19 protein-coding genes are annotated in these 25,941 nt (G+C 41.0%); 8 read left to right on the plus strand and 11 right to left on the minus strand.

The features are described from left to right. Window positions 1–16: 16 nt before the first annotated feature. The 3 genes from V7K84_RS30470 to V7K84_RS30480 form a co-directional block, all read right to left on the minus strand. Window positions 17–2,329 (minus strand): COG1470 family protein, encoded by a 2,313-nt coding sequence (locus tag V7K84_RS30470; protein ID WP_334843740.1) that lies wholly within the window; start codon window positions 2,327–2,329, stop codon window positions 17–19. Window positions 2,330–2,342: 13 nt separating this feature from the next. Beyond that, window positions 2,343–4,577 carry a hypothetical protein gene (locus V7K84_RS30475; protein WP_334843741.1) on the minus strand — a complete coding sequence of 745 codons (2,235 nt, stop codon included), beginning with the start codon at window positions 4,575–4,577 and terminating at the stop codon, window positions 2,343–2,345. 292 nt (window positions 4,578–4,869) lie between these two features. Continuing rightward, entirely contained in the window at window positions 4,870–6,945 is a 2,076-nt protein-coding gene (locus V7K84_RS30480) for an outer membrane protein assembly factor (RefSeq protein WP_334843743.1), read from the minus strand. A 139-nt stretch (window positions 6,946–7,084) separates the two neighbouring features. Between V7K84_RS30480 and V7K84_RS30485 the strand changes: the two genes are divergently transcribed. Further along, window positions 7,085–8,449 (plus strand): lipid-A-disaccharide synthase-related protein, encoded by a 1,365-nt coding sequence (locus tag V7K84_RS30485; RefSeq protein WP_334843746.1) that lies wholly within the window; start codon window positions 7,085–7,087, stop codon window positions 8,447–8,449. A 79-nt stretch (window positions 8,450–8,528) separates the two neighbouring features. Here V7K84_RS30485 and V7K84_RS30490 read toward each other — a convergent pair whose 3' ends face one another. Continuing rightward, window positions 8,529–9,254: a response regulator transcription factor gene (locus tag V7K84_RS30490; protein WP_094349814.1), complete on the minus strand. Its 726-nt coding sequence runs from the start codon at window positions 9,252–9,254 to the stop codon at window positions 8,529–8,531. A gap of 1,259 nt (window positions 9,255–10,513) precedes the next feature. Here V7K84_RS30490 and V7K84_RS30495 point away from each other — a divergent pair. Together V7K84_RS30495 and V7K84_RS30500 are read left to right on the plus strand one after the other, a co-directional pair. Continuing rightward, the gene (locus V7K84_RS30495) at window positions 10,514–11,869 is read left to right on the plus strand and encodes an ATP-binding response regulator (RefSeq protein WP_334843748.1); all 1,356 of its coding nucleotides are present in this window, start codon (window positions 10,514–10,516) and stop codon (window positions 11,867–11,869) included. Window positions 11,870–11,885: 16 nt separating this feature from the next. Next, window positions 11,886–13,010: a hybrid sensor histidine kinase/response regulator gene (locus tag V7K84_RS30500; protein ID WP_334843749.1), complete on the plus strand. Its 1,125-nt coding sequence runs from the start codon at window positions 11,886–11,888 to the stop codon at window positions 13,008–13,010. 788 nt (window positions 13,011–13,798) lie between these two features. Here V7K84_RS30500 and V7K84_RS30505 read toward each other — a convergent pair. Then, on the minus strand, window positions 13,799–15,544 hold the full coding sequence (locus V7K84_RS30505) for a ShlB/FhaC/HecB family hemolysin secretion/activation protein (protein WP_442941025.1): 1,746 nt from the start codon (window positions 15,542–15,544) through the stop codon (window positions 13,799–13,801). A gap of 107 nt (window positions 15,545–15,651) precedes the next feature. On the opposite strand from V7K84_RS30505, the gene V7K84_RS30510 reads away from it, so the two are divergent. Continuing rightward, window positions 15,652–15,861, plus strand: coding sequence for a hypothetical protein (locus tag V7K84_RS30510; RefSeq protein ID WP_334843752.1), 210 nt, complete (start codon window positions 15,652–15,654; stop codon window positions 15,859–15,861). A gap of 141 nt (window positions 15,862–16,002) precedes the next feature. On the opposite strand, the gene V7K84_RS30515 is transcribed toward V7K84_RS30510, so the two are convergent. After that, a complete protein-coding gene (locus V7K84_RS30515) occupies window positions 16,003–17,778 on the minus strand; it encodes an SWIM zinc finger family protein (protein WP_334843784.1) in 1,776 nt (591 codons plus the stop codon). A gap of 428 nt (window positions 17,779–18,206) precedes the next feature. On the opposite strand from V7K84_RS30515, the gene lpdA reads away from it, so the two are divergent. The 4 genes from lpdA to V7K84_RS30535 all read left to right on the plus strand — a co-directional run bounded on the left by lpdA (window position 18,207) and on the right by V7K84_RS30535 (window position 21,908). Beyond that, window positions 18,207–19,631: a dihydrolipoyl dehydrogenase gene (gene lpdA, locus V7K84_RS30520; protein ID WP_334843753.1), complete on the plus strand. Its 1,425-nt coding sequence runs from the start codon at window positions 18,207–18,209 to the stop codon at window positions 19,629–19,631. A 111-nt stretch (window positions 19,632–19,742) separates the two neighbouring features. Beyond that, window positions 19,743–20,633 (plus strand): indole-3-glycerol phosphate synthase TrpC, encoded by an 891-nt coding sequence (trpC, locus tag V7K84_RS30525; RefSeq protein ID WP_334843755.1) that lies wholly within the window; start codon window positions 19,743–19,745, stop codon window positions 20,631–20,633. A 243-nt stretch (window positions 20,634–20,876) separates the two neighbouring features. After that, on the plus strand, window positions 20,877–21,128 hold the full coding sequence (locus tag V7K84_RS30530) for a DUF5340 domain-containing protein (protein WP_094349807.1): 252 nt from the start codon (window positions 20,877–20,879) through the stop codon (window positions 21,126–21,128). A 117-nt stretch (window positions 21,129–21,245) separates the two neighbouring features. Further along, on the plus strand, window positions 21,246–21,908 hold the full coding sequence (locus V7K84_RS30535) for a carbonic anhydrase (protein ID WP_334843756.1): 663 nt from the start codon (window positions 21,246–21,248) through the stop codon (window positions 21,906–21,908). Window positions 21,909–22,180: 272 nt separating this feature from the next. Here V7K84_RS30535 and V7K84_RS30540 read toward each other — a convergent pair whose 3' ends face one another. The 5 genes from V7K84_RS30540 to V7K84_RS30560 all read right to left on the minus strand — a co-directional run bounded on the left by V7K84_RS30540 (window position 22,181) and on the right by V7K84_RS30560 (window position 25,875). Next, window positions 22,181–22,339 (minus strand): YqaE/Pmp3 family membrane protein, encoded by a 159-nt coding sequence (locus V7K84_RS30540; RefSeq protein WP_069072139.1) that lies wholly within the window; start codon window positions 22,337–22,339, stop codon window positions 22,181–22,183. A gap of 141 nt (window positions 22,340–22,480) precedes the next feature. Further along, a complete protein-coding gene (locus tag V7K84_RS30545) occupies window positions 22,481–22,828 on the minus strand; it encodes a translation initiation factor (protein WP_094349804.1) in 348 nt (115 codons plus the stop codon). Window positions 22,829–23,043: 215 nt separating this feature from the next. Next, a complete protein-coding gene (locus V7K84_RS30550; RefSeq protein WP_334843758.1) occupies window positions 23,044–23,538 on the minus strand; it encodes an ureidoglycolate lyase in 495 nt (164 codons plus the stop codon). Window positions 23,539–23,653: 115 nt separating this feature from the next. Beyond that, window positions 23,654–24,673, minus strand: coding sequence for an RpoD/SigA family RNA polymerase sigma factor (locus tag V7K84_RS30555; protein ID WP_257235816.1), 1,020 nt, complete (start codon window positions 24,671–24,673; stop codon window positions 23,654–23,656). 917 nt (window positions 24,674–25,590) lie between these two features. Next, window positions 25,591–25,875, minus strand: a complete 285-nt coding sequence (locus V7K84_RS30560; RefSeq protein WP_334843760.1) for a hypothetical protein — start codon at window positions 25,873–25,875, stop codon at window positions 25,591–25,593. Between the last annotated feature and the right edge of the window lie 66 nt (window positions 25,876–25,941).

The raw sequence follows: 25,941 nt of genomic DNA on the forward strand, positions 1-25,941 counted from the left end.
GCAAATGCCCAAAAAGTTACCTCTGAGGTAAAGGAGTCTTAAATGGGCTATTGCTAGGTGGCAGAGTAGGTGGAATTGGGTTAATGCCAGGTATAGGTATAGGAGTAGGCTCTACTTTTTTGAGGACTGTGATTGCAAACCCTCTTTGCTGGGATTGTTGCTTACCAGATATATCATTGACTAGCAGTCCGATTTGAGGGGGGAAGGCTTGATTGACTGGAAGCTTCATTGAACCAACTGCTGGAACGTCATTGCCGTATGGTAGAAGTTTAACCTGAATATTTTCTCCCTCTACTCTCCAACTCAGGGTAGCAGATTCACCTTCCTTGAGAACCAGATTTGGTTGTTCGCTACCGTTGATTCTAAAAGAGACAATTTTAAATGGTTTTGGTAATATTCCAATTTTTGATTCAGTCTTTTTAAAACTAGTTTTTTGACTTCCATTGTTAGGAAAGGCTTTAATTTCAAATACAAAATTTCCGGCTTTAGTTGCTGATAAAGGAATATTTGCACATCGCAGTTGTTGATTCTGTTGTGTACATAGCTTTTGAAGTTTCGGGTCGGTAATATTACCTTGATTAAATTTATAAGTAATTGGCTCACTATATAATGTACCATCATCTGCGCTGCCAGCGATTTGAATTTGCGCTAACAATAATGGACGGGCAATTGCCCAGCTTAAAAGAATATTTTGACCTTTTGTATACACTGGTTTATCTGGTTGAAAACTAAGTACTTCAGCAATTTGTTTTTCAGCTATTTCTACTTGGGTGGTTTGGCTAGCTACTTTGTTATTAGGAGAAAAGATTTGTATACCATTGCGATAAAAGGCTTGTAATTCAAAAGTGTAATTACCTTTTGTTTTCACTCCAGTTTTAACGTTGCTACAAATTAACTCTTGTTTATCTTGTACTTGACAAGGAGGAATTTCATTAGTGCTTCCTTTACCCAGTGTTTCAGGAATGCCATTGCTAAAGTCATAAGTAATAGGCTGAATAGGTTGAGAACCTTTAGCCGTTAAAACTAACTTTTTTAACTGTTTATATTGATGAATTTCCCAGTTTAAAGCTACCTCATCACCTTCAGTAATTTGAGAGTCATTTGCACTAAAATTTTCTAATCTCAAAGGATCGGGGTTTAAAATTCGCCAAATTATAAATCCTATCCCTCCCAATAACCCCAAAATTGCCAAAATTAATAGAAGAAATTGCCACCAAGGGCGGGGTTTCCATACCAAAGTTCCTTGAGGCAGTGTGTTCGGTAGGGGTAAATTTTGTTGGTCTTTAATATCGAGTTGAAAGTTGATCGCTAGCCCTGCACCAAACCACGGTCGTCGCCACCAAGGTTTGGGTTTGAACGTCAAATTAGCCACAGCACTTCTATTAGGTAATAATCTGACTTCAGTGGGATCGAATTTGTAAGTATATAGTTCTTCTTCGTCTCGACTTTTTAAGTTTAATATCAGTTCGCGGACAATATTGCCCTGGTTAGCTAGTGATAATTCGTACTTGCCAAGACTACGGCTAACTTGTCCCAATATGGTATGAAGTTCTATATCTAAGCGATAATTTGTCGGAATTTGGATATACACCAAATCGAGGAGTACTAAGTCTGGAGAGTTTTCTGAATACAAGCGGATTGTCGGCGAATAGCTTCCTGCAAGAGTATCCCCAGGTGGGTGAAATTTCAATAATATTTGACCTTGAGTAGCAGGATTGAGTTCTAGTGCAGTCACGTCAGACACTAATCCTGGCCCCTCAAATCCAGTTGCAGGATAATTAATTGTGAACCAGTCATCGTCTAAATCTGGACAACTCAAGCGGAATCTGTCTACGAGATAAGAGCGATTGTCAACTATTACCTCTACTTGCAGAGGCTCACTAGAATTGAAAATTAACGGTTTGTTAGGGTTGGTGTTAGGTCTAATGGAAAATGTCGGGTCGTTCACCCGAATTGCAGTCTGTTCTTTTAGCAGAACCTTAATTTGGTTTGCGAAAGTTATAGGTGTATCTTGTGGATAATGTAGAGGAGAATCAACGACTAGTGTATAGTCATAGGTTCCTGGGAGAGCATTTGCGGCAATTTGAAACTCAAATTTTACTTCATCGCTATTTTGCCCTGGAGCTAATGCTAAACTTTCTCTAGGAGAACTAGACCAGCCAGTTAAATTTTGAAATACTTCATCAAAAACAAAATATAAGTCAATAACCGCACTTTGATTTCCCTGATTGATTACAACAATATAGAGTTCAATCGTATCTCCTGGCATCCCAAATTGAATTCCAGGTGGGTTGATAATAACTTGCAGTGGATTAAATTTAGCTTGCATGTCATTGATTCCCTTATTTGATGCGGTGTAATTTGACCTGAAAATCTTCATCACCACTCACAATCATGGTTCCTTGATTAGTTTTCAAGTCGATACTATTGATTTTTTTAGAGCTTTTGTAAATTTGTTTACCTTCTGCTGCTTTTGTTTTGTCGAGCTTATGTTCGGGAGTTAAGTACCAAACTAAGACTCGTCCATCATCGCCACCACTTACTAAAAGACTACCATCGTCACTAAATGCTAGAGTCCGCACAGATGTTTTTGATGCTGGCCAACGGTCTAGTTGGGAACAATTAAGCTGATTTACTTTTTCTAGCGGATTCGGATTTTTGATAGTTTGACACTGATTTAAATCCCAAATGGTAATAAATCCCGCAGAATCAGAAGTTGCAAGGATTTTTCCTGTTGAGTCAGGAACAAAAGCTAATCCCCAAATAAAGTCTTCAGGCCCAACTAATGGGTCTAGTTTTTCTAGATTTTGTACTGATAAACTTGGCGATTGTTTATCAGATTGAGTTTGATTCCATTGCCACAATATAAAACGCTTAAAGTTTCCAGCAATTACTAGAGTTTTTGCATCTGGGCTGAGATTTAATGCCCGGACTTGGAAACCTGAGAGTTTCAATCTACTTTGTACGTCAATAACTTGCGGTTCTGGCAGAAAATCGCTGTTAGGCGCTGGTCTTGACCATAGTCTCACTTTACCGCTGCCATACCCACTGAATAAGTTAAGTGAGTTTGAGGTGAAAGCTAGGTCAAAAACGCGATCGCCTTTTGCTTTAGGATCTTTAAGGTCTTGAAGTTGGCTAATCTTGGCACCTGAAGGAACATCTCTGAGTTCAATGACACCATTATCTAAACCAACAGCAACACGATTATTTTGTAACGGCATGAAGCGCAAGACTTCTACAGCGTCATCGGTAATCGCCATCAAGCCTTTGGGCTGTTGTGCTTGGTCGCAAGCAAGGGGCTGTCCAGCGTATGTCACCGTATCATCAGGGTCTAAACTATCAGCACCAATTCTCCAAAGTCTTAAGGTGCAATCATCTGAGCCACTGACCACAGATAAACCAATGCCACTAAAACGCACTGAGTTTACAGAACGTGTATGCATTACACCTCTTGGTTGCAGGATTAATGCGAGGAGTGCGGCTAATAGTGCGATCGCAGCCAATTGTAGCCATAAAGGTATAATTGGCAGAGTCTTTACTTCTAATGTCTGCGTGGCTGGATCTGTACTCCCTAAACGTTGATCGGATAATTCCGATTTAGCCTCTAATAATAGAGTTTTGCCGATTCCAATCCAAGGACGTTTTGTTTTAACATCGAGGATGACTTTACTTGTCTCTCCTAGATGAAGATTGGCAGTTTCGGGAAGCTTTTTAAAACTACATTTTCGCCAGTCTCTACCCTGCACCTGCACATTAAGTTGTTGATTGAGATTGCTAGCGTTTTTAAATAGTAATTCAAAGGAAGCTGTATCAGATTTCCAGTCAGGCAACCATGCCGATTTACTGGGGATTTTCAGGTGTTTTTCTGTGGTAGAAAAGTCTATAAAACCCACTGGCAAAACTTCAATATTGCCTTCAGCATTAGTTGGATAACCATTATTGCTAACAGCTTCAATAGTAAAAGGATAATTTTGACTGGGCGCTTGCACTACAGAAGGAGGTTGGCATTGGAATGTAGCTTCTGCTAAACCACCTGGATCTAAGGGTAATCGCCGTTCTGCACTGCCTGCCAGCCAAGACGGATCGACGCCTGTAAAACGTAGCATTACCTCAGTTGGTTGTTGCCCCAAGTTCCGCACCCGTACTGGTATATCGACAGAATTGCGGGGATAAACTTGGAACTCTCGTACAGGTAATTCTACACTTAAATGTGTTGGTCTGTTGTCTCGCTCGATTTTTAGGCGCAGCACAAGTCTGGACTGTTGTGCTAATTGCGGTGAAAAAATGTTTACCATCAGATTGACAGTACCAACAAATCCCGGAATGGGTGTATTGAATACGAGAACTTGGAAGATGGTACTACTGCCCGGTGGTTTGGCTGCCGCTACCTCTGGTTCGAGTCTATACCAGCGATATCCTGTGTTGCGGATTTCTCCGGCTGCGGTAATTTCTATTTGAAAATTGACGAAGCGATCGCTGTCATTATTGACAGTTACCTCAAATGATACAGGAGTATCACCTGGACGAAAGGTTAGGTTCTGAGTAGAAAGGCTGGCATTAATAACACTTTTTTCCATGTTATTACTTATAATATTTTTTTATATTCTGCATGACTAGCACTATTAAAAAATTAATGTCTCGTGAAAACGTGACAATAGCTTTTTTCCTTTGATTATTGAAATTTATATACTATTAAATATTGTGTAATAAATTGGCCAATTTATAAAAGTCATTTTCAAAGGCGATCGCTAATAGAGATATGAGCTAAAAAGAATGTAGAGACATAGCACTGCTACGTCTCTACAAGGGTTTCGGATAACGCATATTTAGTTTTTGGATATGACTTTCTCAGCAATACCTAAACTCAAACTAAAATCGTTGCCCAATTCCCAGATGCACTTTGCTTTCTCCCTGGTCGTTAATGCCATAGTCAGCCCGAATTAAGCCTAGTGGTGAATTTAGTCGCACTCCGGCCCCATAACCAAAACCATAACCTGGTTTATCTCGTACACCCGCCGGATCTCCTAATACAGTATCACCAGAACCTAAATCTGAGGCGAAGTCGGCAAACAATACACCACCTACGATTGGTAAAACGGGAAAACGGTATTCTGCCGAAGCCAACACATAACTGCGCCCACTGCCAACTTCTCCAGAATCGTAACCGCGCACTGAGTTGGAACCACCCAAGTTAAAACTTTCGTAGGGCGGTAAATTTCCAAGGACGGTACCAGCTTGGACATTCACTGCAAATACTTGTGGCTGTTTGCTGTTAAATAACTGCACTGGTAAATACTGGCTGTAGTTAGCTTTGAGACGATTGAGGGAAATATTACCTTCGCCGATGGGCACAGATTGTTCTGTACTCAGACTTAGAACGGAACCTTGAGTTGGATTGAGGGGATTATCTCGTTTATCTTTGGTGGCGGTGAAGGATACGGTAGTTAGGTCGTCAATACCAGTTCCACTCGCAGAGAGGGGATTGCCCTGAACGTCAGTTGGGGTAATATTACCTTGGCGATCGCGAATACTAGTTCGAGTATAGTTTAATCCTAATGATGTATTCCAGTCGTCAATTGGTCGCTGCAAACTGACACCACCGCCAATTTGACCTTCTCGCACTTTGTCGCCGTTAGCTAGCTTAATCTTGTCATCAAAGGTTTCCGAAAGTTCTTGACTACGAAAACCATTTACAGTGTAGCCGAAGCGATCGGGGTTAGTTATCCGATAGGGGCTAGTAAATTTGGTATTAAACTGCAAGTCTCGGCTACTTACACCAACATTCACACCTAAAGTATCATTCACACCGCCGACATTCTGATCTTGATAGCTGATTGTACCTACCAATCCCTGATCGGCATTGTAACTACCACCCAAGTTAACACCACGCGCCCCAGTTTCTTTGAGTTGGTAGACTAGATCGAGTTTTGTCGCATCTCCTTCTAAGGCAACATTCACACTTTCAAATAAACCAGTACGATATAGCTGTTGAATGTCTTGTTTAACGACATTTTCTTGGAAAATTTGACCGGTTTTTAACTTGAGTTGTTGTTGTAAGAAATCTGCTTTGGTGCGTCCTCCAACGGTATTACCCTTGCTATCAATGGTTTTACCTTCATCGTTGACAAAGCGGAATTTGATATCACTCACCAAACCTTCAGCAACATTCACAGTGAGAATGCCTTGAGAACTGGGTTTAATTGATAACACCCGTGCTAAGTTATAACCATTGTCGGCGTACCACTTGTTAATTTGTGCTACTGCTTCTTGCAATCCACTGGGACTAATGGTGGTTCCAAGCTGAGATTGCAAACGTTGTTGGGCGACTTGATAGGTAAGTACTTTAGCACCAGATAGTTGCAGCGATCGCACAATCACTGGTTGGACTTGGTATACTACATTCAATCCAGCCTGTGTGCTAAAGCTATTCACACTGACATTGCTAAATAAACCTGTATCCAAAATTGCAGTTACATCTCTTTGTAGCTGGCTTTGACTGGTTTCTCCACCAGCCTGAGTTTTGATTACCTGGCGAATGATTTGCTGTAATTCTTGATTGGCTCCCACCACCTGTACATCTGTAGCTCTAACTACCAAATCACCTTCAGTCGCAGGAGTTTTGGGAGATGAAGGAGAAAAAGAGGGAGTGGGAAGAAGCGTTACTGATGAATTTCCCTTGTCTGTTGATTTTAAGACTACTGGGGAATTTTTGTTTGCACCTGTTTGCACGGTGACGGGATTTTGGGAAAATTGTTGTGCAACTATAGTTTCTGGGGAAGCAATTGTCTCTACCCGTGCGGGAGTGTCTTCAATTATCGGCACCACCAAGTTACCAGCTTTTACAGTTGGCGTAACGGTTTTAGCAGGTGCAGCCGTTGCTTGCTGAGTAACATTGCCAGCAGCTAAAGTAGCTAAAGTAAAAATAGCAGTAGTAGAAACTCGCATAATATTTAACCTAATTAACTGGGAGTTAGTTGTAGAGACGCTAGCGAATAGGGATAATACTAACTTCCAGCTTCTTCGTCGATTTCCCTATTTATACCTCTTACCCAAACAGACAGTTAATTTTGATATTTTGTTTCTTATGAGTAATCTATCTCGGTCATCCCTAGCTTCTAACTCTCAATCTGCAACTTCTCCTTTGCGGTTACTTGTATTAAGTAATGGTCATGGGGAAGATGCGATCGCAGTTCGGATTTTGGAAGAACTCCAACGACAACCAAACCCACCAGAGATATTTGCTTTGCCTCTGGTGGGTGAAGGACGTGCTTACGAACAGTTGGATGTCCCCTTTATCGGTTCAGTCCTGAATATGCCTTCTGGCGGCTTTATTTATATGGATGGCCGCCAATTCGCGCGGGATGTACGCGGTGGTTTATTGAAACTTACCCTCAGCCAAATTAAAGCTATCCGCCGTTGGGTGAGTTCTCAAAAAAAATTAGGTAATAGAAGAGCGATTTTAGCAGTGGGAGATATTTTGCCGCTGTTGTTTGCAACATTCAGTGGCGCTAATTATGCTTTTATCGGTACGGCAAAATCTGAATATTATGTGCGAGATGAAGCTGGATTATTACCACGAAAAGCTAAAGACGCAGGTTGGGAAAACTTTTCTGGTTCAGTTTACCATCCTTGGGAACGTTGGTTAATGAGTCGTCGCCGTTGTAAGGCTGTATTTCTTAGAGACGCGCTGACAACGGAAACATTAAAACAATGGCCAATTCCAGCTTTCCATTTGGGTAATCCCATGATGGATGGTCTAGAACCGACGTTTTCACGCCAACAATTTTATAGTCAGAATGTCCAACAGCAAGAGACAGTTCGACCTTTTGTAGTGACTCTTCTTCCTGGTTCTCGTCCGCCAGAAGCATACAGCAACTGGGAAACAATTATGATTGCTGTATCTGCATTGATGACAAGTTTTCAACAGCGAGATTCAATCTTTTATACTTCTAACACAGTAGTATTTTTAGGTGCGATCGCTCCTGGTTTAGACTCTAATATTTTATCCAAAAGTGTGCAATCCCAAGGCTGGCGCGCTGAATCAGCATCTCCTATCCAACTTCGCGATCCAAATGTCTTGACATTTAAACAGAGAAATGCGTATATGCTATTGACCCAAAAAGCCTATAATGATTGCTTGCATTTGGGAGATATAGCGATCGCAATGGCAGGTACAGCCACAGAACAGTTTATCGGTTTAGGCAAACCTGCGATCGCAATTCCCGGTAATGGCCCACAATATAACCCTGGCTTTGCTGAATCTCAAAGTCGTCTTCTCGGATCGTCTTTGATTTTAATCGATCGACCAGCAGAAGTAGCGAAGGTTGTACAATCCCTATTCAAAAATCCTGATAATTTGCAAATTATTGCTGAAAATGGTGGGCGACGTATGGGCAAACCGGGAGCAGCACTACGTATTGCTAATTGCTTGCGGGAAAAATTGGGATAATGGGGCAGTGGGTATGGGGCATTGTGGCAGGTTATTCTCCTTATCCCCTTGTCCCCTCATCTCCCTTGTCCCTAATCCCTTACGCCACCAACCCCGAACGTAAGGCCCTCACAGCAGCTTGGGTACGGTCATCAGCACATAGTTTATTTAGAATATTACGAACATGCGTTTTGACAGTACCAACTGTAATGTAGAGTTTTTCGGCAATTTGCCCATTGCTACACCCAGCTACAATCAACTCTAGGATTTCCAGTTCCCGTTGAGTCAGAGGGTATGTTTCCAAAACTTGCTCGTATTCTGTCGCCAGCGCCTCAATTTTTACAGTCTTCGGCTTGTCAGAACCTTGACTTTCTCCAGGAATACCTTGGCGCATCTTCCGCAATACCACGTTGGCAATTGCCGGATCGATCCAAGAGTTACCGCCGTGAGTTGCTTGAATTGCCTCAGTTAATTTACTGATGCTGGTTTCTTTCATATAATAAGAATCAGCGCCAGCTGCGAAGGCTGCAAGTACAGCATCCTCTGTATGATCCATTGTCAAGATGAGAATCTTTGTAGTAGATTGCCCACCATTTTCAGCCTGGGAGCGTTTGAATTTGCGAGTGAGTTCGATGCCATCCATGTCAGGCAAGCCGATATCTACTACCGCTACATCTGGCTTTGCCGTTTCTAAAAGTTTTAACCCTTGGGTAGCATTTGCCGCTTCCCCAATTACTTTCAATGCACTATGAGACTGTAATGCTGCTCGTAGCCCCATTCGCGTTAAGTCATGATCTTCAATTAAAATAATACTAATTTCATTCATCGCTACACTCACTCTTGCGCTGTTTGCATCTTTCAAAGTATTGCCTTTCGTAACTATTATCTATTATTTTCCCAAACTCAAGATAGATGATATTTCAGCCTGTCTGCATCCACCGATAGAAATAACAAATAGCCAAAATTTTTACATTTAGATAGAGGACAAATCTAGCTGGAGATATATAGATACTTACACAAAAAGTATGAAATATTGAAACGAATGCTAAATTGCTCCTCCTTGCCAATAATTCAGCTTTGAGTTGCCATGTTCCATTAGTTAATTAGTATTATTTTGAATCAAACTTAAAAAAAGCTTACGAAAATGAAAAAATTACACCGTGTGAAAGTTGCTTTACGAGAAAGTAAAAGCTGCTTGCGAGCGATTTTAATCAAACCTTTGGATTCATCCGATTGATAGAGCCAATAGAGATCCTCATGGAAGGGAATCAGGCAAGCGTTAAAATTTGTTGAAATCAGAAACAGTAAAGTAATTCCTAGTCCTTTGTAACGAACTTGTCCGTCTGACTTTTCACAGGATATAATACAAGCCGCTCTGTGCGAACCTCTCCCCTTTTAAGTTTTGAATTTTTGCCTAACTTTTGTCGGGAACCTTTCTTCGGAATTAAGCTTTGGTAATTTTGCGAACATCTATAAGTTCGATATACCTGGATAAATACTAACACAGATGTGGCGATCGCTAAGAAAATTGTTGAAATTTCAGGAGCTAGAATTACTTCAGATTCACAAATAGCTATAGATACTACTTTTTTATTTACCTAGTCTCACTAACCTGATAGATAAAACTGTTCAAGCTTATGGTACACGATAATCGGATGCAACTCTCACCAATGACTGACGACGGTGGCTTGCTCGCTCATCTACAATTGTTTTAAGCTTGGTAAAGTATTTTATTTTACTTTATATCAGCGGTGTGTGCTTGTTAATTACTAATTTTTTGCAGGACATTGGTCATTTGCTAGGAGTTTAGTTACCAGAATCTGGTAAATTAACCAGATTAAAGATACAACAGACTCAATTAAACCCAAGGAAAGACCCGAAAGAGCGATCGACATACTACTAATGGAGGATAACAAAGTTGATGTGGTGAATGTCAGGCAGGTATTAAAGTGGATCTTATGCAAAATATCTTAATCAATCAAATTATAGGTTTTAGATATCCGAAAATCTTATATTCTTTAATTGGATAATCTGAAAAGAGAAATATATACATCAACCTATGTTTGGCGGCGAAAATAAAAACCGATGGAAGAGACGCTGAAAATTTTGGTTGTAGACGATGACGAAGTAGACCGGATAGCAATCCGTTCTGCCCTGACTACAGCAGGTGTTCAGATGCAACTGTCTGAAGTAGGCAATGGTAATGATGCTTTCTCTGTCTTAAGCGTTACTGCTTACGATTGTGTTTTCCTCGACTATTCCTTACCAGATCGGGATGCATTAACTTTGATTCAACAGCTAGGTTCTTCAGAAATTAAAGTTCCTTTAGTAGTCCTAACTGGTCAAGGAGATGAACAAATAACTCTCCAATTATTGAAAGCTGGTGCTACAGACTATCTCTCTAAATCTAGAATATCTCCAGAAACTTTGTCGCAGGTTTTGCGGAATGTGATTCGGATTTATCGGGCGGAAATGCAGGTGGATTTGGCAAATCAGCAACTCAGAGAAACTCATGAACAACTCATTTGTCAGAACCAAGAATTGGAGAGACAACAACAACAGATTCAAATGCAAAACTTCAAGCTATTGGAGGCATCACGTCTAAAATCACTTTTTTTGGCAACTATATCTCACGAACTTAGAACGCCGATGAATGCGATTATTGGTTTTTCGCAAATACTGCTGCGTCCTAAATTCGGTCAGCTAACGCGCCAGCAAGCAGATATGGTTGAGCGCATTTTGAATAATGGGAAGCATTTACTGATGCTACTCAATGAAGTTCTCGACTTTTCCAAGCTGGAGGGAGGAGGATTAGATTTAAAGGCAGAAAGATTTGATATATCAAAGGTAATCAATCTTGTTGTCAGTGAAATGCGTTCCCTAGCTGATGCGAAAAATCTTTCATTGTTAGTACAAACCGATTTGCAAAATCCTTTGGTATTTAACGATCCGGTTCGTGTTAAACAGATTTTGATTAACCTACTTTCCAACGCCATTAAATTCACAGAATCTGGTGAAATTTGGGTTGAGGTTAAGGAACTACCGGAAAATCGAGTGGTAATTATCGTTCAAGATACAGGTATAGGTATAGCCCCCAGAGATTTTAAGCATATTTTTGAAGCATTTCGGCAGGTCGATCAAACTATCACTCGCAAATATCCAGGTACAGGTCTGGGTTTGGCAATTATAGATTCGCTAGTGCGAATGATGGGCGGTAAAATATTTTTGGAGAGTAAATTGGGGGTGGGTTCAATGTTTAAAATTGAATTACCACGTCAAATTAGATTACCGACTGTAGCAGGCCATGCTCCAGCTTCACAGTTAGATAACGATAACGAAGATTTTTTTTGCCCTGCTAAAAATCCTCACCAGTCATCTTCTCAATCTAGGAAAGCACCAATAGAATATCCTAAATTTAAAAATTACTTCCAAAAAAACTGATAAAAATTTATAAATCATGTCTGTAGTTGAAAATAATAAAATTTATCGTATCTTAGCAGTTGACGACACTCAAGATAATCTCATTTTGGTTCAAGCAATTTTAGAAAGTGAGGGGTATGAAATTGATTTGGCTTCAGATGGAATAAAGGCTTTACGGAAAATTGAGCAATCTCCACCCGATCTGATTCTGTTAGATGTAATGATGCCGGGGATAGATGGCTATGAAGTCACACGTCGGATTCGGAATAATCCTGCAATCTCTTATATTCCAATCCTATTAATTACTGCTTTTCATCAATCCAGCGTTGTCGAAGGTTTGGATGCTGGTGCTGATGATTTTATTCGTAAACCATTTGATACTGATGAACTACTGGCAAGAGTGCGATCGCTATTACGTCTCAAGCACAGTTTGGACGAACAGCAAAAAATGGCCCGCCAACGGGAAGATTTTGTTTCCCGTTTGACTCATGACTTGCGAACTCCTCTAGTAGCCGCCGATCGGATGTTGAATTTGTTTGAAATGGAAACATTCTGCAAAATTTCCCCGGAAATGAAACAAGCGATCGCAGTTATGATTCGCAGTAACCAAAATTTGATGGAAATGGTGAACACCCTGTTAGAAGTCTATCGCTTCGAGGCAGGTAAAAAAACCTTGAATTGGGAGGAATGCGATTTATCTGAGATATCTCAAGAAGTAGTCAGCGAACTAAGTCCTCTAACTAATGAAAAAGGCTTGACTCTGAAAATTGATACCCGTCAATTAGATCCACTGAGTCCAAACGCTGCTATTATCATGGGCGATCGCTTAGAGTTACGGCGAGTGTTAAACAACCTGATTGCAAATGCCATCAAATTTACAGATACAGGAGGCATAACAATCCGCATTTATGAAACATCATCTAATCCAGGAGATCCAGATTCGGTAATAATTGAGGTACAAGATACAGGATATGGGATTGCGGCAGAAGATCGGGCAACAATTTTCGAGCGATTTCGCCAAGGCAGAAATAAACGCTCAGGTAGTGGTTTAGGACTACATCTATCCCATCGCATTATAGAAGGGCACGCAGGAACTATCCAGGTAGCTTCTGAACTAGGAAAAGGTAGTTTATTTACCGTGAAACTACCTAAAAACACTTAAGTTATTTTCCTTGACCACAGATTATTTTGCGGATATCTCCCAAGAAATTACATTTAATTTTTGGGCCTTGCATATTTGCGGGATGATTTTGTTTGTTTGATGGGCATCTTGCCGTCCCTTATATTTCGAGGCGGGCAAGATGCCCACCCTACAAGAATCATCCCTTGATTCATCAACGCCAATTTTTGATGTGTTTTTATGCGCCTAACAAAACTAGAACTTACGCATTGACAAAGACAGCCAACTGTGAGTTACTTCTCGTTACAATACTCTGCCTTGTAATGCTCTTATGGAAGGCTCTGCCTAGAGTCAAACAAGTAGGCTCTGCCTACTTGAACGCATTCCCAGGCACAGCTTGGGAACGAGACAGGGTAAGACTTTTAGCTTAAAAAGCTGAGTTTTCACATAATGGTCAATGTGTAAAGTGCGTAAGTCCTAAAAAATTAAATTAGCTTAAATTATATGGATTAATTACAGCCGCATTTGAAGGTTAATCCAATCAGAATACTGCCAGATAACTTGCCTCTTCCAATATTTGTATACCCCCAATGGCAGATGTATTGATCGACTAAAATAACTAAATCTACTTTTGTATCATTCTATAGATAGTAGAAATAACTATTTTACAAAGTTATTATTCAATCTATTAATGCCTGAAAAACGTGTATTCACCCTGGAATCATAACCCAGGGTCTTTTTTATAAAAGCTTAGATAATGTTTATATTTTCATCATTGACTGCTGTCTATATCCACCCTATTCAGAGTTGAGGGTGGACATGAACAGCGGTTAAAAAGGATTATAGAGTAAACTAAAATACAGACCGTTTTCTTGTAATGTTCTCTCATTTGAGTTGTTAACAGATACCAAAGGAATACCCCAGTCAAGACGAACGGTGAAGCGATCGCCCTGTGCCCAACGCAACCCCAGACCAACAGCTGCTAAAGTATTACGATCGGGATTGTCTTTACCAGAAGTATTCCAGCCAACACCAAAATCCACAAAGGGGATAACCTGTAAGGTGCTATTTATCTGCGGGAAGCGCAAAATTGGTACTTGAACTTCCGCAGAAACAAAAGTGCCATTATCTGTCAGTAGGTAATCTTGACGGTAGCCGCGAATGCTATCCTGCCCACCTAAGCCAAATTGCTCTATAGGCAGAAGTTTTGTAGATGCTAGTTGCGTATTTAAACGTAATAATAATAAGGTTTGAGGAGCTAAAAGGCGTGCCCACTGTGCTTGCCCTTGCCAAGCAAAAAAACGGCTATCGGGAGCATCTTGATTGACTGTGGCATTTAACACATCTATGCCCAAGCTGAATTGAGAGCGTAGGGCGATGACTTCCCGACTGTTACGACTCGTCCATTCTTGAAAAAATCGCAACGCCGATACCCTAGTGCGTCCCCGATCATCAGCACCAGGCGAAAGTTCAGAGGCGGGAACCCCTTCTCTCTGTAACAAGGATGAGATATCACTTTCGCGTCGGGAAGCTGTTAACCCCAGAGTAAATTCTTGTGTAGGAGTTTGGATTATTGGCTGCCTAAATGTCAGTTCGTAGTAGCGAGAAGCCGATTCGATATCTAAAAAGTCGAAAGGAGGCTCAATGACATTGCTCGACGTAGTGCCATAGTTAAAGGTAAGCGTTCCGTTGCGGGGATTAAGAGGCAATGTGTAACCAGCGTCAAAGGAGTTGCTACCATCAGTATTGGTGTAGCCTACACTCAGACCATCCCCCAATCCGAGTAAGTTGGCTTCATTCAATCTTAACCCGCGTCGAAAACTGCCAACGCTCGGCGATCGCCCATTATCAAGAACTATTTGGCCACTAAAAGTTTTTGCCTCACTGATTTTAACTTCCAAAAGACTCGTACCCGTCCGCGATCCTGCTGAGAGTTCAGCAGTCACGTTTTGAATCAAAGGATTAAGTTGCAAAAGTTGCAGGGCTTCTAATAGACGCTGGCGATTCAGAGGTGGTGATGTCGCGATTGCTAGTCGGCTACGGACATAATTCGGATTCAACCGCCGAGTTCCAGTTACCTGAATATCTTCTAATTTACCTTCGACCACCTGAATTTTGAGAACACCAGATTGGATTGTTTGAGGTGGAATATAGGCACCAGAAGTAATGTAACCATTTTTGACATATAGCTCGGTGATTTTAGAACGTGCTTGATACACTTCAGTCAGTGAGATCGGTCGTTTGGTAAATTCAGCAGTGGCGAGGGCTAATTCTTGGGCACTGAAAACTGTGCTACCAACAACTTCAAAGCGTTCAACAACAATAGTTTGAGGAAAGTTGCCAGGGAGTGGTGTATCAGGTGTGGGAGTTGGGGCAGAGGGTGGAAGTAGTTCTGCTGGTGGGGGGAGTGGCTGTGGCACTTCAGGTGAGGGAAGTGGTGAAGGTGTGGGTGGTTGGATATCCTGTGGTGGTGGAATTTGTTGTGATAAGATGAAATCGCTAGTTGGTAATTGTGTAGTATCAACAGCCTGAGCTTTCAGTGGACTTAAATATGTACTGCTAAGTAATAGAAACATACTCAGCGGTAAGCAGGACACTATAAGATTCTGAGGGTATTTATCAATCATCGCACTGGACTATTTTTTGTCAGTAACTATGGGATTATACCGGGACTGCTTCAGATGTGAATCTTACTTCATCTTTTGTCGCTAAAGTTGATATTTTGAGCAAATCTCAATTAAAAGCTAAATCATCTGGTGATTGCAGACTTAAAAGTATTAATGAGATATCTGGTGAAATTCAATTAATTATGCGTTGCCCGAAATCTTTGGTAGGCAAAATTTATGTAGTCAAAGACTTACCATACCACTACGTGGAAGCAAGCTATGCCTAGCATCTCCGTGCTTTTTTTGCAGTTTAAATCTGATATCAAATTTCTGATTTAGTGTGCTGCAATCAGTGTAGGTCTTCCCCTTGTGCGTTTCTGAAAGATAAGCCTACACCGCTCATTCAAACCTCCTACCTGCTGCCTTCTTCACTCCATACCACTTTGCTGAAACATTCCCATCAATTTACGTTTACGAGCGTGGGTTTGCATCAAGTTTTCCCGATAGCTTAACCAGTCAGCTTTCTTCCCAGATTCCAGGTAGGCATTACGCGCCTTTTTCAACCATTCAACCGCGTAATAATAGTATTCGGCTTTACCTGCATCCATAATCTTTTCGGCACGGCGACGAGCATTAGCAATCACCCAACCAGGATTATAAGACATAGCAGCATCCATAACTCGGTGAATTAACTCTGAACGATCGGAACTTAGTTCGCTAGCGATCGCAATTGCATCATCAATTAGCCCCTCATGCAAAAATATATCCACCTTGACTGATTCTGTTCCCCAACCACTATAAGTACGGACAATTCTCAGTAGGTCTGTTTTGACACTTTCCCAGTTTTCCCCAGCTAATTCTGCCATCCTTTGGTAATCCACAAAGGAGGGCTTTACTTGAAAAGCCGCCTTGATTGCTAATAAAGCAGCTTCACTATTACCTAACTCACTAGCTAAATCACTTGTCCAAATTCCCAATTCATACTGACAATTACCCGGTAAATTTAATCCACTCTGGGCTATATTTAGTGCTTGCTGTAACGCCCCCTGAGCGCTGAGTGTTTTCGCTAGGGCAAAGGCTTCTTCCATTGAGTTCATCTGGGTTTGAGCAGCATCAATTGCTTCTTCCACCCTGCCTAAACGCCCCAACATTGTCAGATATTGCTGGGTTTGCCCTTCCGCTTCTGCTAAATACAGGTATTCTTGATAACGTTCTTGACGTTCGAGAATTTTTAGGCGAATTAATGCCAAATCATCAGCATAATCTGGCACGTCTTCTTCCCATGCTCCCCTTTCAGTAATGTTGCCTTGGAGAACTTGTACCAGTGGCGGATAATCCCAACCTTGGCGTAAAGCCTCCATAACTAAACCAAAATCAGCATTCCACTCATCTTGCCAAGCTTCCAAATTTATTTGAATATCAACTTTTTCTTCTGGAGTCAGTTCGGCGATTAGAACTGCTTCACACCAAGCATTATTTAATTCCGCGACAACTTCATCATTCTCAGCACCGTATTCGGCAACATCATCCCAATTTTCGGCACAAGTAGAGGTAATCGCTGACAAAATAGCGATCGCATTTTCACCTTCTCCCCGTTCGCTAAAATCAACCGCAGTTTGCACTACACTTAGCAAATCTTCGCCAATCGGGTCTTCTTCGTATCCCTCCTCAAAGTAGCGCACGGTATCCTTGAGAATCTGCCGTACTTGCCGCCGAAAAGGAGCGGGATCGAGAGTATTGCGGCGCACGAATTTTATGGTTGTTTGGTTGTCAGCAGGATTCGTCATCCAACTTACATGACGGTCAATCGCTTCAATTAGGGGGGGGTATTCTGCTACCAACTCTTGCAGCAGCCTTTGGGTTTCGATATAATTCAGGCGATTTAGTAGTTCCTCAAGGGTGGGGCGCTGCTCGATATTTTCTGGGTTACGCGCACAAACGAGCATCGTCGCCACAATGTGTTTGCACCACCCTTCATAGTCGTAGGCACAGGTGCATTTTACTGAGGTTAACCCACTGCTATCGAAATTCAGGCTGACATGATAAGGTCTAGCTTCGGTGCCCATAACATCTGCCTGAAGCAGATGACCACGTTGGATAACGGCATTGACAGCACCAGCGTTATAATATGCCTCGCCCCGCTGGAAAGATTTGGCGTTGGCATGACGGCGGATAGTAAATTCACTAATTTGGGGAATAGACATCGAGCGATCGCCTGCGTAAATCTTCTGGATCAATCCTAAATCCAGCTTAGTGTTACGCTAACGCGCTGTAAAGAAAAAGGTGTGGAGATTCTGAATGAGACTGCAATTTCAATTCATTAACTAGCTCAGAACTGGAAATCAGTTTCATTGCCCTGCAAATACTCACTTAATTTCTTGTCGCTTTTCTGGGAAAACCAACCCATATAATGAAAATATCCATATTTTCGCCAGAAGTGAGTGAATCATAATTTGAGTTAGCAATACCCGAACCTGAAATCAGTGAACAGTCAACAGTAAACAGTCAGGGTAATGTAAGGTAAGGGATTTAGAATTCAGCGATAAAACTGATAACTGATAACTGTTAAAAGGGTTGCGCTGATTGTCGGTCAAGTTGAGAATAAATAGGCGAAGCAGACGGGGAAACTAACGTGAGTCAAGGATATGATTACGATTTAGTAATTATCGGCGCTGGTGTAGGCGGACATGGCGCAGCCTTACACGCCGTAAGTTGTGGTTTGAAAACAGCAATTATTGAAGCTGCTGATATGGGAGGAACCTGTGTTAATCGGGGCTGTATTCCTTCTAAAGCGCTGCTGGCAGCATCTGGACGTGTGCGGGAGTTACGCAATGCCCACCACCTCAAGTCACTGGGAATTCAAATTGGTAGCGTGGAATTCGATCGCCAAGCGATCGCTAATCATGCTAACGATCTCGTCTCGAAAATTCAAGGCGACTTAACCAACAGCCTCAAACGTCTAAAAGTCGATATTATCAACGGTTGGGGAAAAATCGCTGGGGCGCAAAAAGTCTCGATCGTCGGAGACGGTGGTGAAAAAACCATCACAGCTAAAGACATTATCCTTTCGCCAGGTTCAATTCCTTTTGTACCTCCAGGGATTGAAGTAGACGGCAAAACTGTCTTTACCAGCGACCAAGGTGTCAAATTAGAGTCGTTACCAGACTGGGTGGCAATTATTGGTAGTGGTTACATCGGTTTAGAATTTTCTGATATTTACTCAGCTTTGGGTTGTGAAATCACCTTGATTGAAGCCCTAGATCAGTTAATGCCAGGATTTGACCGCGATATTGCCAAACTTGCCGAACGGGTGCTAATTACTCCCCGCGATATTGAAACGAAAGTCGGGATATACGCCAAAAAAGTTATTCCCGGTTCACCTGTGGTGATTGAGTTAGCAGATTTCAAAACCAAAGAAGATGTAGATGTCATCGAAGTAGATGCTTGCTTGGTGGCTACGGGACGCATCCCAGCGACCAAAAATCTCGGTTTAGAGTCTGTGGGTGTAGAACTCGATCGGCGGAATTTTATTCCAGTAGACGATCGCATGGCAGTACTCTCAGCAGGTGAAGTCGTGCCGCATTTGTGGGCAATTGGCGATGCTAATGGGAAGATGATGTTAGCCCATGCGGCTTCTGCTCAAGGCATCATCGCGGTAGAAAATATAGTTGGGAGGGAAAGAATAGTAGACTATCGCAGCATCCCAGCAGCGGCGTTTACCCACCCAGAGGTCAGCTATGTAGGCTTAACTGAAACAGCAGCTAAGGAGTTGGGACAAGCCGAAGGATTTGAAATTGCCACCAGTAGGAGTTACTTCAAAGGAAATTCCAAAGCGTTGGCAGAAAATGAAGCCGACGGTATTGCCAAGGTGATATATCGCAAAGACACCGGAGAAGTCTTGGGCGTCCACATTTTCGGACTGCACGCCTCAGACTTAATTCATGAAGCGTCAGCTGCGATCGCCAACCGTCAATCTGTCCACAATCTCGCACATCTAGTTCACGCCCACCCGACACTTTCGGAAGTCCTGGACGAAGCTTATAAACGAGCCATTTAGTCATTTGTCCTTTGTCATTTGTCCTTTGCTAATAAACAAGGACAAATGACCAATGACTAATGACCAATGACTAATGACTAATGACCAATGACTAATGACTAATGACTAATTATGCAAATCCGTCGCCGTTCACCTAACCCAGCTATTGATGTATCGATATTGCGTTATCAGGCTGTCGTGCCTGATGCAGCGCCAAACCACATCTTGGAAGAAATTGTCTGGCAGAAAGAAGTAGAATATGACCAAATGCGGGAAAAAGTTCCTTTGCAACAATTGCTGAAACAGGTAGTCACTGCGCCGCCAACCCGTGATTTTGTCGCTGCCTTGCGCCAAGGTAAGACCAAACCAGCATTGATTGCCGAAGTTAAAAAAGCTTCACCTAGCAAAGGTGTTTTACGAGAAGATTTTGACCCAGTAGCGATCGCCCTGTCTTATCAGCAAGGTGGCGCTAGTTGTCTTTCTGTGCTGACAGATGTCAAGTTCTTTCAAGGTAGTTTTGAAAACTTAGCCAAGGTTCGGGCTGCCGTAGATTTGCCCCTACTGTGCAAAGAGTTTGTCGTTTATGCTTATCAGATATACTTGGCGCGGGTTCAGGGTGCAGATGCTATTTTGTTGATTGCGGCTATTTTGAGCGATCAAGATTTGAAATACTTCCTTAAAATTGCTAACAACCTGAAAATGGCAACCTTGGTTGAAGTCCATAGTTTGGCAGAACTTGACCGTGTGTTAGCTTTAGATGGGGTCTCCTTAGTAGGAATCAATAATCGCAATTTGGAAGATTTCTCTGTCGATCTGCAAACTACTTGCCAACTTTTGGCTGCAAGGGGTAGACAATTGCAAGAGAAAAATATCCTTGTTGTCAGCGAGTCAGGACTACACAACTCAGAAGATTTGAGTTTAGTGCTGGCAGCAGGTGCATCTGCTGTACTCATTGGAGAATCTTTGGTAAAACAACCAGATCCCGGCGCTGCGATCGCTCGTATATTACCGGGGAATTTTTGAAAGAAACACCCCACCTGCCCTAAAAGGCGCAGGGCAACTGCACATAATAGTTGAGCAATTGGGCATACTATGCGTATACACGCAGCAATTTGCTATCAAATATCATTAATATCTTTGCCAAATCTTCATTGCTAATCAAATCAAAGCCATAAGCAACTAGTTATTCATTATGTAACAATTTATTAACAAGAAACAAACTGTGACTAATACAAAATCCCAAATATGAAATCAAAATTTAACTTCATGGAGCAAATTCCTCTACCTTCGCCTATTCACTACGAACTTATACTTCAACTCTTAGAAAGACAAACTATGTTAGCAGTAAATGATAACCCAGATTTACGGCATCAGGTGAATCAGTTAATTATTACTCTCCGTAAAGCTGCTGTACAGCAAAAGCGACTAGAAGAAATTTGCGAGTTTTCCTCTGTAACTATCGATCACCGTTGGTCAATCAACCATCATAACGATAACAAAGTTGTTGCCCCCGATTGAAAAAAATTGTCATCTTTATAAGATTTTAGTTTTGAGAAAGTTCATCTTGATTTAGACAAAACTGTAGATCGGTTAAAATAAAATATTGATGAGATTCTCTCTCGAATTTGACGAAAGATGAAATATAACAGTATTGATGAACTCCTCAGGAATAATCAGGCTTGGGTTGCGGAAAAGCTAGCTCTAGATCCAACTTACTTTCAAGAATTATCTAATGGACAAACACCACCTTTTCTATACATTGGGTGTTCTGATAGTCGTCTGGCATTAACAAAGTTTACCCGTACTGAACCAGGAGAGTTATTTGTACATCGTAATATTGCCAATCAAGTTTCTCTAACAGATATAAACTTTTTAGCCGTTTTAGAATACGCAATTTTACACCTGAAAGTAGAACACATTATCGTTTGTGGTCACTACGATTGCGGAGGAATTAAGGCAGCTTTAGAAGGGAGAACTATCGGAATTCTTGATAACTGGGTCAATCCAATTCGGGAACTGTATTTAGAGAAACAAGAAGAAATTGATGCTTTGCCAACAAGAGAAGAACGTCTGAATCGCTTGGCGGAAATCAATGTTGTGGCGCAAGTGAAAAATATTTACCAAACTTCCATCATGCGTCAGGTACTCCATGAGCGAAAAGCGCCTATGGTTCATGGCTGGGTACTAGATATACGCACTGGGTTAATCAAAGATTTAAACGTTTCAACTGTGCAATGGCAATTGCACGTCTGCCCCTTGCTTCTAGAGTTTAGGCTCTATGCTATGTTAAAAAATTAGAGTTGATTCGGTATTTCCCGCCACACAAAAGCTGACATTTAAGACTTTATAAATATTGTTTTTACAACTTTTATTTAGATATCGGATTTTATTGTACAGTATCTATGTATATTTAAAAAATAAAGTAGTATTCTTAGAGATTTTTGTTTAATTAAAGTTACGAATACAAAGTAGTTAATTTCATAAAACTTTTTATAGAGGCAATTCAGAAATTGCCTCTATAAGAATTATTAACACAGATATTGGTACACTTAACCTACTTCTACAACAAATTATTTCTTAGCAATTATCCACACTGCATGAATAATTCCAGGAATGTAACCAAACAGCGTCAAAAGTATATTAATCCAAAAGTCTACACCAAAACCTACTTGTAAAAAAACTCCCAAAGGCGGTACGAAAATGGCACACAGAATCCGAACTAAATCCATTTAAACCTCCTGTTTATCTCACAAAAGACAGCTTGTTGGCAAACTGATTCACCACTGTTCAAGCATATTTGTACCTCTCAAAGATAACATTTTCTCTCTTAATCTAGATCGCGGTTTAGATACGGTAAACCACACTCAAGATTAGCCACCGCTAATTTTAGCTTTGTAACCTAGCTTGGTCAAAATCTCGACAATTTTCTGTTTGTGTTCGCCCTGAATTTCAATTTCGTTGTCTTTAAGTGTCCCACCTGTGCCACACTGGGTTTTCAACTGCTTCACCAAATCTGCTAAGGTTTCTGGTTTCGCTTGAAAACCGCTAACGACTGTGACGGTTTTGCCTTTGCGTCCTTTGCGGGAAGCTTGTACTTTCAGATTTTGTTGTTGTGGGGGTAGTTCTGGAATCGGTCTTTCTGTGGCGGCGGAGTTGTCATTGCCAAATTCGCGGTAGACAAAGCTTTTGTCAGAAGATTGAGAATTGGAAGAAGACATAAAATGAATGTTTAAGAAAAATTTCAAAGGCAGTGGAAGCTTCTACGCAACCATTCTGCTGGGATACAATTTCTAGGCTAACATTACACATTCATACATCATAACCAAACTGACGTAATACTTGAACTAATTTTTCCTTGTGTGGAAAGTAGATTCAAATGGTTGAACTGATTCAGGAAAATGGCTTGTCTATATATAATTAAACCTAATCTTACCTAAAGCATCTCAAACTCTAATTGATGACTCTTGAGAAAATCATGAGTGAAATGATCCACCGTATTTGTATCAGCTAGTTCCAAATTATAAAAATCCACAGCTTCATGGTCAAAATGGGGGCCAGCGTGCCAAGTACCCTCATGTAGCTTGATAAAACAATTCCCCGGAATGCGGAAAGCAGCAATCTCTTCTAATGCTGGTTCATTCACATCATTATAAGGAGGACAAACTGCAATTAACCAATCCTTCCCTTCCAAAGAACCCAGACATTGAGTGCATTGCACATGGCGAGTAATTGTGTGGAACTTTCGCCCTATATTCTCCAACCGCATAAGATAAAATCGTGGAATCCCATTTTGCAGGTTTAACTGGGCATCTTCCCCATCGTAAGTTTTGCCATCAAGACTTGCAAAGATCACCTGTCCATAACGCTGAAAGTTTTCAGAAGTCACCCATTCTAACTGCAATTGTTGCACTGTCTTTGGTGTACTCATATCAAATCTTTAAGAGAAATTATTTAGGTTTCTTTTCCCCCATAATGACTGAATTTTATACAGCCATTATGGTGACTTCCTGAGTTTCAATGCCTTAAATTCTGAAAAAATAACTTTAGCTAGCTAGATAACTACGTACTTGTTCCTTTTGGCGTCGGAGGAGACTGAGAGCTTTTTGTTCTATTTGACGCACCCGTTCTCGACTAATACCCATGCGATCGCCAATCTGTGCTAAAGAAAGTTCATACCCATCAGTTAGACCAAAGCGCAGGGTTAATATTTCTCGCTGCTGGGGCGACAGCTTTGCCAATAAGTCTTGTAAGTCTTGGTGGAGAGATTCTTCAACGGCATAATCTTCAGGAGAAGGGCCATCATCCTCCAATATGTCTTGCAATTCTGTATCTTGTTGTTCGCCAACTCGCGCCTCTAGAGAGAAGGGTTGACGAGCTAAGTACAAACACTCTCGAACTTGGCTAGCTGTCAAAGATAAGGCAGTGGCAATTTCAGCAGTAGTCGGAACGCGACCTAATTGTTGAGATAATTCTCGCTGCACCCGTTTAATTTTGTTCAGTTTCTCAAAGACGTGGATCGGTAAACGAATTGTACGTCCTTGTTGAGCGATCGCCCGTGTAATTCCTTGACGAATCCACCAGTAAGCGTAGGTAGAAAATTTATAACCAAGAGCGGGATCAAATTTATCCACCCCCCGTTCTAAACCTAAAGTACCTTCTTGAATTAAATCCATAAATTCTAGGTTCCGGTGCTGATATTTCTTTGCCACAGCTACCACTAACCGGAGATTAGCCTGAATCATTTTCTGCTTGGACTGGTGTCCTAAATTTAGCTGTTGCTCTAGCACCTCCACACTTAACTCCACCCGATCTGCCCATTCTTGCAGCGTGGGTTCATGGTTTAATTTGACAGCCAATTCTTCCTTAGCAGCTAATAAATTCATCATCTGCTGCACTTGTTGGGCAAAAATAACCTCTTGTTCGCGAGTCAACAAATCTACACGCCCGATCTCTTGCAGATAACTACGCACAATATCATCTGTAGCTCGAGGCTTTTTATCTGCGGCTAAACTTTTTTTCTTCGTTTTTTGAACTTCGGTATGTAAAGATGTTAAGTTGCTCATGGTTATTTGCTCCTCTGTAACCTCATCAATTTATTGGTATCAAGTCTAGATATTCAGACCTACAGCCATTTCACACTGCTAATCAATAGATATCGATATCTTGCAAAAGTACTTAACACCCTATCCCTTAATTTCCTTCCCGTTTTCGGGGAAGGGAGACAAAGCTACGCTTTGACGGGGTGGGGTTCTTAATTTGTAATTTATGCAAGAGGTCTAATCAATTTGCAACACTGATGAATTCTGGTCTATGATACATTACAAGTTAATTGTTGGAGATAATAAACCCAAAATCAACCCACCCCTTAATAATAACATCATCACCAGTCACAAATCAATTATCTAAAGTATCATTAGCATATCCTTTGAAGTAATTACATTCTTTTATCATTGATTTTTGCAGATTCTAAAATACAATTAACAATTAAATTTAGTGTAGTTATCCAATGCGGTTTCTGGAAAAAGTAAAAAATCTCGAGTAACGATTCCATTATCTAAAAGATAAATTATTAATAGCAACTCTTAAAATATCACAACAAGTTTATTTATTAAAGTGTTCGCGATCCGCTTATCAATAGATGTAATTTCATTAAATAAAAACTCATTAAATAGAAAATATCCATTTTTAACCTCATTTTTTTTGTAATCCAATCTAAGCATATCAAGGCAGTTACATAGTGAGGGATCGTTAAACATGAAAGAAAGAACTTCTTCTACTCCCCTTTTTAAATAACAGCTTTCTTGAAGAATCTGGTCAAATACTTAGTAATTAGGCATGTGGTGAAATTAATTATGCGGTATCCAGAACACTTGCACAGACGTAGTACTGCTACATCTATATATTCATTCTTACTCATATCTCTTTTCTGGGACTTAGGATGATCGAGAAGACGCAGATATCTGTGACAATTGCACTGGTGTCATAATTGCACGCAGACATCTGTACTGGATGCGGTGTTGTCAACTTGATTACTCCTAGAGAAATTTAATGGACTAAAAGTACTAACAGTGGTAACACTAACATCAAGGATGATACTTGGCAAGACAGCAACACCCGCGATCGCCCTAATATCCTCTTGAAGCGAAAAGATTTTTGTGTAAAGGTATCTAGTTAATTGTTGTGCAGCATAGCTTAAACAATTAACATTCCCACTTTTTGGAGAAATCGGAAATAGTCTAAGCTGTTGTGCTTTTAATTTGCACAAACAGCATTTCCCTTGTTTTTTATTTTTCTTCCCCATTTAATAATAAGCTCTCCATCATTTAAGAGT

The organism is Nostoc sp. (assembly GCF_036917315.1).
GTDB lineage: Bacteria > Cyanobacteriota > Cyanobacteriia > Cyanobacteriales > Nostocaceae > Nostoc.

Excerpts from the sequence above, each read along its gene's own strand:
- V7K84_RS30470 (WP_334843740.1), bottom strand. The coding sequence starts at position 2,329 with ATGCAAGCTAAATTTAATCCACTGCAAGTTATTATCAACCCACCTGGA.
- V7K84_RS30475 (WP_334843741.1), bottom strand. The coding sequence starts at position 4,577 with ATGGAAAAAAGTGTTATTAATGCCAGCCTTTCTACTCAGAACCTAACC.
- V7K84_RS30480 (WP_334843743.1), bottom strand. The coding sequence starts at position 6,945 with ATGCGAGTTTCTACTACTGCTATTTTTACTTTAGCTACTTTAGCTGCT.
- V7K84_RS30485 (WP_334843746.1), top strand. The coding sequence starts at position 7,085 with ATGAGTAATCTATCTCGGTCATCCCTAGCTTCTAACTCTCAATCTGCA.
- V7K84_RS30490 (WP_094349814.1), bottom strand. The coding sequence starts at position 9,254 with ATGAATGAAATTAGTATTATTTTAATTGAAGATCATGACTTAACGCGA.
- V7K84_RS30495 (WP_334843748.1), top strand. The coding sequence starts at position 10,514 with ATGGAAGAGACGCTGAAAATTTTGGTTGTAGACGATGACGAAGTAGAC.
- V7K84_RS30500 (WP_334843749.1), top strand. The coding sequence starts at position 11,886 with ATGTCTGTAGTTGAAAATAATAAAATTTATCGTATCTTAGCAGTTGAC.
- V7K84_RS30505 (WP_442941025.1), bottom strand. The coding sequence starts at position 15,544 with ATGTTTCTATTACTTAGCAGTACATATTTAAGTCCACTGAAAGCTCAG.
- V7K84_RS30515 (WP_334843784.1), bottom strand. The coding sequence starts at position 17,778 with ATGTCTATTCCCCAAATTAGTGAATTTACTATCCGCCGTCATGCCAAC.
- trpC (WP_334843755.1), top strand. The coding sequence starts at position 19,743 with ATGCAAATCCGTCGCCGTTCACCTAACCCAGCTATTGATGTATCGATA.
- V7K84_RS30530 (WP_094349807.1), top strand. The coding sequence starts at position 20,877 with ATGGAGCAAATTCCTCTACCTTCGCCTATTCACTACGAACTTATACTT.
- V7K84_RS30535 (WP_334843756.1), top strand. The coding sequence starts at position 21,246 with ATGAAATATAACAGTATTGATGAACTCCTCAGGAATAATCAGGCTTGG.
- V7K84_RS30540 (WP_069072139.1), bottom strand. The coding sequence starts at position 22,339 with ATGGATTTAGTTCGGATTCTGTGTGCCATTTTCGTACCGCCTTTGGGA.
- V7K84_RS30545 (WP_094349804.1), bottom strand. The coding sequence starts at position 22,828 with ATGTCTTCTTCCAATTCTCAATCTTCTGACAAAAGCTTTGTCTACCGC.
- V7K84_RS30550 (WP_334843758.1), bottom strand. The coding sequence starts at position 23,538 with ATGAGTACACCAAAGACAGTGCAACAATTGCAGTTAGAATGGGTGACT.
- V7K84_RS30555 (WP_257235816.1), bottom strand. The coding sequence starts at position 24,673 with ATGAGCAACTTAACATCTTTACATACCGAAGTTCAAAAAACGAAGAAA.